The sequence below is a fragment of the Methylobacter tundripaludum SV96 genome (genome assembly GCF_000190755.2).
Lineage (GTDB): Bacteria > Pseudomonadota > Gammaproteobacteria > Methylococcales > Methylomonadaceae > Methylobacter_A > Methylobacter_A tundripaludum.
This window is the reverse complement of sequence record NZ_JH109152.1, coordinates 2,101,562-2,111,836: the sequence shown is the minus strand read 5'-3', so window position 1 is coordinate 2,111,836 and position 10,275 is coordinate 2,101,562. Positions and strand designations below refer to the sequence as shown.

At 47.9% G+C, this 10,275-nt stretch carries 8 protein-coding genes; 1 reads left to right on the top strand and 7 read right to left on the bottom strand.

The genetic code is table 11. From position 1 onward, the window contains the following. Window positions 1-684 (top strand): hypothetical protein (locus tag METTU_RS09565; protein ID WP_006891249.1); only part of this gene is annotated, 684 nt, incomplete at its 5' end. 700 nt (window positions 685-1,384) lie between these two features. On the opposite strand, the gene METTU_RS09560 is transcribed toward METTU_RS09565, so the two are convergent. From METTU_RS09560 to METTU_RS09535, 7 genes are all read right to left on the bottom strand, one after another. Continuing rightward, window positions 1,385-3,193: a TniQ family protein gene (locus METTU_RS09560; protein ID WP_006891248.1), complete on the bottom strand. Its 1,809-nt coding sequence runs from the start codon at window positions 3,191-3,193 to the stop codon at window positions 1,385-1,387. Next, the gene (locus METTU_RS09555; protein ID WP_150107768.1) at window positions 3,190-3,768 is read right to left on the bottom strand and encodes a hypothetical protein; all 579 of its coding nucleotides are present in this window, start codon (window positions 3,766-3,768) and stop codon (window positions 3,190-3,192) included. Before METTU_RS09555 ends, METTU_RS09560 begins: the two co-directional genes overlap by 4 nt. 192 nt (window positions 3,769-3,960) lie before the next feature. Then, window positions 3,961-5,319 (bottom strand): IS1182 family transposase, encoded by a 1,359-nt coding sequence (locus tag METTU_RS09550; RefSeq protein ID WP_006889238.1) that lies wholly within the window; start codon window positions 5,317-5,319, stop codon window positions 3,961-3,963. A 31-nt stretch (window positions 5,320-5,350) separates the two neighbouring features. Next, window positions 5,351-6,130, bottom strand: a complete 780-nt coding sequence (locus METTU_RS24945) for a TniQ family protein (RefSeq protein ID WP_006891246.1) — start codon at window positions 6,128-6,130, stop codon at window positions 5,351-5,353. Beyond that, window positions 6,124-7,098, bottom strand: coding sequence for a TniB family NTP-binding protein (locus tag METTU_RS09545; RefSeq protein WP_006891245.1), 975 nt, complete (start codon window positions 7,096-7,098; stop codon window positions 6,124-6,126). Before METTU_RS09545 ends, METTU_RS24945 begins: the two co-directional genes overlap by 7 nt. Continuing rightward, entirely contained in the window at window positions 7,098-9,101 is a 2,004-nt protein-coding gene (locus METTU_RS09540) for a TnsB C-terminal domain-containing protein (protein WP_006891244.1), read from the bottom strand. The genes METTU_RS09545 and METTU_RS09540 overlap by 1 nt, the downstream gene beginning before the upstream one ends. After that, on the bottom strand, window positions 9,064-9,786 hold the full coding sequence (locus METTU_RS09535; RefSeq protein ID WP_006891243.1) for a TnsA endonuclease N-terminal domain-containing protein: 723 nt from the start codon (window positions 9,784-9,786) through the stop codon (window positions 9,064-9,066). The genes METTU_RS09540 and METTU_RS09535 overlap by 38 nt, the downstream gene beginning before the upstream one ends. Between the last annotated feature and the right edge of the window lie 489 nt (window positions 9,787-10,275).

Below are 10,275 nucleotides of genomic sequence, written 5' to 3'. Positions count from 1 at the left end.
GATAAACACTGCGTATTTCGTGTTAATAAAACAGGTGAATTAGGTGGTGATGGTGTCACTCAATTTGGAAGAGCCTTAACCGAATTGAACATTGATATTATTTGCGCCAATACGCCGCAGGCCAAAGGCCGCGTTGAACGTGTCAATAGAACCCTGCAAGATCGTTTGATTAAAGAAATGCGGCTTATGAATATTTCTGGTGCCGAACAAGGAAATCAATTCTTGCCGGAATTTATGGATAAATTTAACAAACAGTTTGGAGTGGAATCAGTTGATTCCAAGAATATGCACCGTGAATTGCTGCCTCATGAAGAATTAAATGAAATTTTTTCATGGCAGGAAAATAGAACTTTGTCTAAAAATCTAACCCTGCAATACGACAAGGCACTCTACCTGATTGAGGATTCAATTGATAACAGAAGCCTGGCCCGGAATAAAGTGACCGTTTATGAATACTTCGATGGCACAATAAAAATCAAATGTGACAATCGCGAGCTCCCCTACCGCATATTCGATAAAATCAAAAAAATCGATCAAGGGGAAATAGTAAGTAATAAGCGATTGGGAGCGGTTCTAAATTTCATCAAAGAAAAACAGGATAAAAATGATGAAAAACGCAGTGCGGGCGCTCCATCAAGACAACACTTGGGCGAAGTGAGCACCACAATAATTAGAAATGGATGAAAACCCCACCTCCTCCTGATCGTGAGTAAAATTGGGTAGTGGAAAAAGAAAACCAATACAGGGGACACTTCTACTTTGCAGCATAGAGGACATTTCTAAATTGCGTTTACAGAAAAAGCTGCTCGCGGCCGTTTTATTACTCGTGCAGTTCTTTTATGAGTTGCTGCCGCATATAGTGCGTTTAGATATAAAATAAATTCATTCACGCAAGAGGTGCAGCAATGCAAACAGAAATACAGGGCAAACAATTTAAACTTGCGGATTTACTTGCTGGTGTCACAGCCGAAAACACGCATACTTCAACGGATTGGAGCCGGCCTGTTGGTAAAGAGAGATTAATTGAACGGACAGACTGTGTTTATCCATGGTCGACACGAACCGGGGGCAGACAAAGCCCCCAGAGGCCGTAATGGCGATAGGTAATAAGGATAAGCTTCCAAGTGATGAAAAATAAACCTTCCGTGGTCTATTTTCGCTCTTCACCGTCGCGTGAATGTCTGCCTGCTGCCCTGGCCGTCCCCGTCACAGAAAGGCTGCGCTTCCTGCTCTCAGATGACTGGACACCCGGTCGGTATGCCTTGCAGTTCTCCTGATTGGATAACCGCCCGGCCCTCGGGTTACCAGGGACTATTCGGCTGGCGCTCGCTAATCGCATCACTCTCCGTGCCTCACAGCGTTTGTATCAACATTAATCATGTTATTAATCAACCCGTAATGCTTCGGAACATACATCGGAACGTCGAAAAAAATACTGTCTGCTCCCATCAATCAATGGTCCTGAAATCGGCGGTACATGAAGTTTCTTCAGTACCCATCGTGGAGCCCGTTGTAGAGATCGGGAAAATTCGGCCAATGAGATATAGGTGGCTTGAAAGTCTTCAAGACTTGTCCTCATAACTCGCCTGCCGGGCAATTTATCTTCGATCGTAACCAGCAATCCCCGCCGAACTAAATCATAGACCACCTGTTGTTTCAGGCAGAGTCGTTTTGCTGCCTCGTCCACTGACATACTTGACCCAACTTGAAACCGGACTTCCTCCAACCATTTTCGTGCCTCTTGCTCGTCAAGCGTGACATTTCCCAATGACACTGGTGTTGACTGTAAAGCCACCGGTACTAATCGACTTTCCGATAATGCCTGGACCAAAGCCATGAATTCACCATCGCGTAAATGCCAATACTTCAACAATCGTCTGACCGTTATCGCCGAAAATACGTTGCGCGGTTCGCTGCTGGTGAAGAATAGCCTCTGTACTTGTTGCTTCGCTATTAACCAAGCTGCTGATTTATCGTGAACTCGGGAAATAAGCGGCGTTATGATTCCGCTTGAAATTAATTCCCTTACTCGGCATTCAGGTAATGCAAGTAGCGTTGCAGCCTCACCAATTGCCATGCACCCATTCATAAGCGCCTTAATTTGAGCTAGATTACTTTTATGGATTGATCTCACTTTACGTCCAGAAGGTAAATCAACCAGGCCATATGGAATCAGTTCGGATTGCATGATATGACTCACGATTGCAGGGGCAACACCGGTTTTTTGGGCAGCCTGTTTCAAGGTAACCCTAGGATGTGTTGCAACAGTCTCAGGCTTGAATGCCTTATTACGCTTACTCACCACACCCCTCCAATACTCATGTAAATAACGCTCGAACTCGTCCCGTAGAAACTGAAAACACCCTTCCGCAAGATCAACATAAAGAACACGATACATTGATCCGAATGTCCGCCGGATGCTTAGCTTAGCCGCTTCCTTTCGTTGAATAGTCTCCAAAATGACGTGAAAATTCTCTGGCCAGCTATCAAGTAGCCACCCAATGTTGAACATCAAGGACATAGCGGTATCCAGTTGATGCGTATTCGCAATCTTGCCAGGTTTGGCAGGTTGGAATGTTTCAGAAAATTGACCGAGATAGCTTATCAATCTCAGCCACTCTTGCGCCGACAATGAAGGTAAGCTTGGCAACGCCACCTTATCGAAAATCGATGCCTCAAGAGTCTGGGTGATGCGTACTACTGATTCGACGTCCGTATCAACATATTGTGCGTTTGCAAACCATGCCCCGCAAATGCACCGATCAAAGTTAGCTCGCTCTAACCGCTGTGTACTTCCACAGATCGGACATCGATCAAGTAAGCGAATTGAGTGCCGACTGCACACGCAGCAGAGTTTCAGCATCCATTGCCCACGAAGATGGGCAGACTCCCGGAGACAGAGCGGACACCACCGCATCAGACTATGATTGAAATCAGCGGCGGTTAGACCATACTTAAAATCATTATGTCCCCAATAACTTGGAAACGGACCAAAAAGCGTATTTTCTTCCTCCGCCGATAAGCAAAGAGCCTTACATACTGCGTCAAAGGTCCTAAGTCCTATCCATAACTGCCGCGGCGTCTCATAACCATTAGCAAGCGCGACGCGCATGAGAAAACCGATGGTGGCTTCTCCCTGAACCGGACGAGGACGCACTGGCAATGAGTGGCTGTTTATTTCGCATATCATCATTGCTCACCTAGCCGCCCTTGTCGTATAAGGTCATGGACAAAGGCTAGTTCGGAAGTCGATACAACCGCGAGATGTAAACCAATCCGGCTCAAAACTTCGTTTGGATTCTTAAGCTCCCGCAACTCTCCCGGTATCCGCCACCAATATGAAAGTGCTCGAAAATCCTCCACGTCAACTCGCTGGAGTGCCGCATCGAGCAAGAGATTGAACATATCCACTATCTCCCGAACTCGCATGTCAAACAACATTAATTGTGAGAAAGTAGTTCGCTGATTGTTTTGCATGTCGGGATCAAGTTCGCCTATGCGCTTGGAAAGCATATCCCACCAGCTCATGAACTGCGTCAGGTATACGATGCGCCTCTCACTAGAAACCCGTGGGCTGTATAACACAACTGATGAAATAGGTAGTTTCACCCTGTATTCGGCAAGAATATACTCCACCGCCATACGGATTTTATTTTGGAAGACACTATTGTCCGCCCCCTTGATGAATAATATCGCCCGATTCAGGTTGGCGGATTCCGGGACAAAATACAGCTTAAATTTATTTGACCTGAAATGTTTTATTAGCACTCGCAATAGGCGATGTACCACTTGCTCAGGCGAATCAGCGAGCAGCTTGACTTCCCAAGTGCTAGGAGGCTGTCGGATTAATAGAGCGAGCCTCCCCACTTAATCACGATTAAAATTTAAAAAAGTGGTTTATTGGGATTTTTAATGCCCATAGTTCTGTTTTATGGGCAGCTCAATGCTCTTTTTCCTCTCTCACCCTCTTAATACATGCATTCTTTTTAAATTCCAGCCTATACAGACTAAATTCCATTCACTTTGGACGGATTCCAGGCCTCGAAGCTGGAATTGCCTGAATCCCTGGACGTGTTTAATGATGCCAAACACGGTTTCGACAGTAGATTTTCGCTTGCCGTAGAGTGCTTTGCCCGCTTTGGTTGTTAAGCGATGGGTCATGGCCTCAACCGGCGGTAAGGTGCTTTCGCCTATTTCCGGCTGATGCTGAAACCGGGCGTCAAGGGCTTGGTTATGGCTTTGCCGCTTTTGGGCGATGTACGGTTTTATCTTTGCATCAGCACACGCCTTTACATTGGCTTGGCTGAAGTAGCCGGTGTCGGCCAACAGGTTGTCAACACTCCCCAAGCATTCCGGGAGCTGTTCCAGTTTGGCTAAGGCCGGTTCGATTTCTTGTTTGTCGTTGGTGTGTTGGGTGATGTGATGAGCAACGATCAGGTGGGTGGCAATATCAACACTGGCTTGGGCGTTATAGGCTTGTTCAAAACCATTAGGGGTCGGCATGATGCGGGACTCTTCATCGGTCAGGCTGACTTGATCTTTACCTTGAGGCGCATCGGTAGGCGCTTGGGGGGCTTTGCCGCCCATTTTCTTGCCGGTTTCACTCAGGTGTTGTTCACGCTTAGCCTGCTTTTCGTCATACTCGGCCTTTTCTTGCGCGTAACGCGCCTTGGCACGGGCCTGGATTTCCTGTTTGGCTTTGGCAATCACTGCTAAACGGTCTTGGCGGCGTTTGAGTTCCTTGGGTACATCCATGTCTTCTGGAAGCGGGGAATTGTCGGCGGCTTCAGCCAGTTTCATCAAGGTTTCAACTTCCTGTTTGAACTGGGCTTCCAGTTGATTGGCGTAATCCCAGCTCAAGGCTTTATGCTTGCTGGCATTGGCTTTAATCTTGGTGCCGTCCAGGCTCACCGTACCCAGCTTAAGCAGCCCCAAGGTTTGTGCAAGTACCAATATCTCGACAAATAGGCTTTCGATCTCTTTGCCAAAGCGCTTGCGAAAGCTGTTGATGGTGTCGTGATCTGGGTTTTCGTTGGCGCAGATGTATTTAAAGGCCATCGAGTCATGAGTGGCTTTCTCCAGTTTGCGACTGGAAAATACGCCGGTCGCGTAACCGTAGAACAGCAACGCCAACAGCATCGCCGGATGATAGGGGCGCTTTCCTTTGCCCGCATAGACGGCTGATAGCGTCCGTAAATCCAGTTGATCGACAATCTCGACAACAAAACGGGCCATATGATCTTCAGGCAAATAATCCTGAACACACGGGGGCAGAATGTAGGGGGTATCGCGATCAATCAGGATGAATTGGGTAGCCATTTTTGTTTTTTGATTTGGTGTTTCGATAGGGTTATTTTAACACTTTTTGCACTGCTAAATCCGACAGTCTCCTAGGCCCTGACCAACGAGTTGGTCGTCGGCGACGGTAAGATAATTCACCAAAATTTGTAGTCAACATCAAAAAAATATCCCGAAGTTCACTGACCCATTCAAGACCTGCATAAACGTCGCTCAGACAATAACCGTCATAAGTCGGCTCTCCAAAATGCTCCTGAAAACTATCCGACGGCTCAACGTCGTCCGAGCCAGCAAATAATTGCGCGATAGTCACCGCACTCTGACTCGCTGATGCCGCTGGCATTGTTGCGATAGATTTGCCACAACAACAACTCCAGGCAGGAGACATCTTAGACCACGATAGGGTTTTCTGACACAGCGAACACTTACTGAGCAAAACGCACTTGTGGAGTGGGCATGCCTGCACCAGTGGCAGCTCCCATAAAGCAAAATGAAAACCATATTCACTCAGACAGGTGGGGCAAAAGCGTGCAGGATTGTAAATTAGTGTTAGCCAAGCTCGTTGATTCCCACCGGAAGGTCTCTTGATAAGCGTACTATCAAGCCACCATCTACGATCGAGTACGACTGAGTCACCGACCACGGATTGCGCAATATCAAATGCATTTGTAGCTTTCTCGGGTGTCCCGCGATATAACGCAGATAGCACCTTATGTATTGGGCGTGGCACCCAATACCCGTTCGCACCATAAAAGCGGCACATATAGCCAGCGAGACTTTCTCCCTTCTCAATTGAAGGCCGCACTGGAAAATTGATATGGGGAGTCAGCATATCGACTCCTTCCGGTACTTACGGATATTATTAAAGCTGCCGCACTCGAACGGCTCATTGCCGCGATCCAGACGCCGAAACTCGAATGCCGGGTTGAAAGGGTTAAGCTTGCCCACTCCCTCCCACCAAATTTCATCAGTAAACGCTTGTTCCAGCAATGGTGGCCCAATCTCTCCAGTTTCGGTTTCAAGAGCAAGTCTCAAAGCACTGGCCAACAGCTTTTTGATGTAGGCTACCCGACCATCGCTGGCGTAGTAAAGGCGCATGCCCAGTTCGTCCCAGCCATAACGACCGCACAAAAGCGGAATGGGGAGACATGAGCCAAGCGATCTGAAAAGCTGGAGGCATTCGCTATGGATCGAGTCCTTATCGCTCTGACCCAACGCCAGACGAATACGACGGGAAAACCGCCGGCGTAATTGTTCATTAACCTGTAGAAGTTGTTCGAGGCGTGGCAATCCCAGAAAAACTGTCGGCACACTGGTTTGGTCAATCAGTGATTTGAGCCAGTCCCCCACCATGTAATGGGTGGTAGCCTGCCCTCGGTCATGGATATGTTGGGCTTCATCGAACAAGATCATCTCAACCCGGCAGGCACGACACAAAGTGATAACACGCGACGTTTTAGCCGAAGCCGTTCCAGTGGCCGACACCGGGTCACCCAATTTTTCGAGCATGGCTGATGCCATACTGGCGATGGTTGCGGCAGGCGGAACCGGCACAATGAGAACCGGCAATATATCCCGATCAAGCAATGCAAATCGGGGATATTGCTGCTCGACCCAGCGGCAGAGGCTACTTTTTCCGGTGCCACTTTCACCCAGCACGAGCAAATGATGTGCTATCCCCGTCTCTCGAAAGAGTGCAATGTTGGCTTTGACCGTATCGACTGCAGCGACAAAAGGTGGAAATGGAATGTATTCCTCGTCGAAACGCTGCAACGCATCGAAAATCTCTTTGAAGTTCATCAATCCTCCTCCGTGTTACGCTTCAACTGAAAGGACTTTATTACGTCCGGTACCGTCTTATCGTCGTCCCGTTCCGTTTTGGAAGACTTTGTTGATTTCGAGGGGTTAAGTACACCATTGGGATCTGGTTTTTTGACTTTTTTGGTTTTTGTTCCGCTGGGTTTACTGCTGCTAATTCCGCGTAGGGCAGCACTGCGACGTCTGGCCACGTGTTTTCGGCTAGTCATTAACTCTTCGATAGAACGTGACAGATCATATCGTGCCTGCTCAAGGGCGGCACGGTCTTCATCTGCGGCACCTTGCTCACGCAATTGCTCGCGAATGAATTTGTTCTGTTTTACGGTCAGCCCCTGAGCAAATTCATAATCGAGCGCCTTAACCGTTACCGGTTCTGCATCATTGGGACCCCAAACTTGGATTTCCCCCAGATCCTCGGGGTCATAGACAATCCGGACTTTAACACCTTCACCAAAACCACGCAGAATGGAACCAACCTCATCACCGCTGTAGCGGATACCGTGTAAGAAAATTCCATCGCGACGTAAAGACCGCTCAGCCACTAGGCCAATGCGGCGCTGTAAAGTTTGCAGATCATCAGGAAGCACAGGCTCATAATGCGAAATGCCATCGTGCCAACGAGCCCATGGAGTGGTACCAATTCCTCGATGGAGGGTCTGAGCATAGACATCAACAACCCATTTCTCAAAGAGATGTTTGAACTCTGCAAAAGTCAGGAGCGCGCACTTCTGCGGGTCATAATCGCCGCGCAGGTAAAATTTGGCAAAACTGGTACCTGGCAGCTGATGGGCAAAGAAATAGTTGATAGTCTTTAGATACCGCTCGACCACCCCTTTGAACCGGGGGGTATGTTTCGGGCAATACTGAATCCGGACCCCAAGGTCGTAAGCCACACTTTCCAAGTCGTTACTTTGAAATTCCAGACCATTGTCGACCACCATGACTTCGGGTCGCCCGTAACAAGGCCAGGTATTCTCAGTTTTTAAGTTTGGCATCACAGCAGCAGCCGAATTTTTGGGCAAAATTGCATGCCGAAGCGAACCCATAACTGCCGCAGTAGAGGGGCTGTCAAAGCTCAGATAGTAACCAAGCAACATGCGGCTGTAATGGTCGATCACGATGGTCAACGTTGGCCTACCAAGTGGCAACCAGGTTCTTTCGTCAATCAGGAATAGGTCAAGAGGCGTATGATCAATCTCGACCCGCTCAAGGATACGGGATGTTTTTACACCGACTTTGCCAATCCTAAAGCGCCTATCGGCTGCCGCTTTGCCTTCCTTTAAGACAACGGTTTCGTAAGCCTCCGCACGTGCAATCAATCGATACAAGGTACGCAATGACGGTGGTTTGATTGGCTCAGTCCCGAGTGTTCGCTGATTCTCAATCTTAATTTTGCCGAGTAAACGCGTGTAAACGTTACGGCATGTCGCCTGCGGCGATGCTTTAAAGGCCTCCTCCAGAGCCTCTGCTACAAGTTGGAGAATATAATCATTTTGCCGTAGTTTCTTGGGTCCACGTAGATCAGTCCGTGGAATAATCGCTCGTGGGTCGCTACTTAATTTAAAACGCCGATACCATCTATATACTGTTATCACTCCCGGTGGATTTATATCCTCAATTTTCGCAGCTGCCAGCTCAATCAACGGCCTCAAATAGTCTGGTGTAAAAACCGGAACGCCATGCTCGAGGATAATATCAAGATAGTGTTTTCGACGGTTCACCGCTTTTCGGATACCCTCAGACAATTCATTAAGCGGTCGCGAAAACGTTGGTACCAGCGATTTATTTGAATAAGGCTCTGCCGTTTTCGCTGAAATTTTGCCTTCCCTATACTCAACAAGCAGTAGCTCTCGACTTACAATAGAAAGATGACCATCACTTATCCGTTCCAACAGCAACTCTCCATTAGGTTGGATACGATCAATTCGATATTCAGCACCATTCCAATCAAAAACCATGTTCTTGTGCAATGCAAAACCAGCCATTGTTAACCTCCAATTCAATATCTATAAGGGTTTCAAGAGAAATAGGCTGCTCCAAGGAACAGCGCAGCTGTCCGGCTAACAACAGACTATAGGGGTCAACGCCCCCGACATTTATCAAAGTTGATGCCACTGCAATCGATAACGGAAGGCAGTTGCGATATTTATTGATGGCAACCGTGATTGCTTCTGAGGTCGGTGGAACGCGGGAGGATCTATGATAAATCCAGCGAAGATTGGATAAGCGCGGTTCTTGTCGAATAACTTGATCGGTCAAGACGACGAAAGCGGTTTCCGAGCGGCGCATATACTCAGCTACACAATCGAGTTTATGCCGCACTTCGTCATGTTGGAGGCTACGAATCGGCTTGACCTCGATGTATACGATTTTGCCGGTGATTAATTCCAGCTCGAAATCAGGCGTATAACGCCGCAGCTTTGCATCATCGGGGTAGTTGATAGTGACGGGTTGTTCACGGTACCGAACGATTTTGGGGGAAGTCTCGAAAAGGTAAATGGCTTCTAATTCAAGTAACCCTTCGTGATGCACCATTCGCCCGTTCTTGCGACTGGGGAATTTGCCACGAACAATACCACCTGATGGACTGATTACATTTCTGGCTCGGCAATGCACATCGCCTGCTGGCGTCACTCCACGCCAAAGCCCATGCCATAGATTTGAGGACATATTTGTCTCCGTTAATCCTATTCACAGGACGCACGAATTCTGCGCCCTGTGAAATGCGTTGAAAAAAAGTTCGCAAAAACAGGCCGCAGACTTGACGCCAGCGATTTTTAGATTAACAATGAGATCGTCTAGAAGAGTTTCAAAAATCTCGACGCTCTCATAAAAGCTTAGGGTTGCCGCCCTAGGCTTTTTGTTTTTCTAAGCCCGTGTTTTCTGTTAGAGAACTATTGCTTAGGTCATTTGCTTGCTCCTTCTGGTTTATTTAGCTGGGAAATCGACAAACGCTGCTCTGCCAGCCAACGAGCAACATCTAATGTGAGAGCGAAGTGACCGCTCCGTCCTTTAATTTCGAATTCTGTCACCGGCACACGCTTTCTTAATCGTGCTTGCCGAAATGCCCCCGGACTGGCATACCCCAAAACTTTCCATAAGTCTCGGCTAGCCAGTAATGGCCCATACAGGCGTATTAAGGTATCTTGTAATTCCTGT

Bases quoted from the DNA above. Each gene is read 5' to 3' on its own strand.
- METTU_RS09545 (WP_006891245.1), bottom strand. From the start codon at position 7,098: ATGAACTTCAAAGAGATTTTCGATGCGTTGCAGCGTTTCGACGAGGAA.
- METTU_RS09550 (WP_006889238.1), bottom strand. From the start codon at position 5,319: ATGGCTACCCAATTCATCCTGATTGATCGCGATACCCCCTACATTCTG.
- METTU_RS09540 (WP_006891244.1), bottom strand. From the start codon at position 9,101: ATGGCTGGTTTTGCATTGCACAAGAACATGGTTTTTGATTGGAATGGT.
- METTU_RS09560 (WP_006891248.1), bottom strand. From the start codon at position 3,193: ATGATGATATGCGAAATAAACAGCCACTCATTGCCAGTGCGTCCTCGT.
- METTU_RS24945 (WP_006891246.1), bottom strand. From the start codon at position 6,130: ATGCTGACTCCCCATATCAATTTTCCAGTGCGGCCTTCAATTGAGAAG.
- METTU_RS09535 (WP_006891243.1), bottom strand. From the start codon at position 9,786: ATGTCCTCAAATCTATGGCATGGGCTTTGGCGTGGAGTGACGCCAGCA.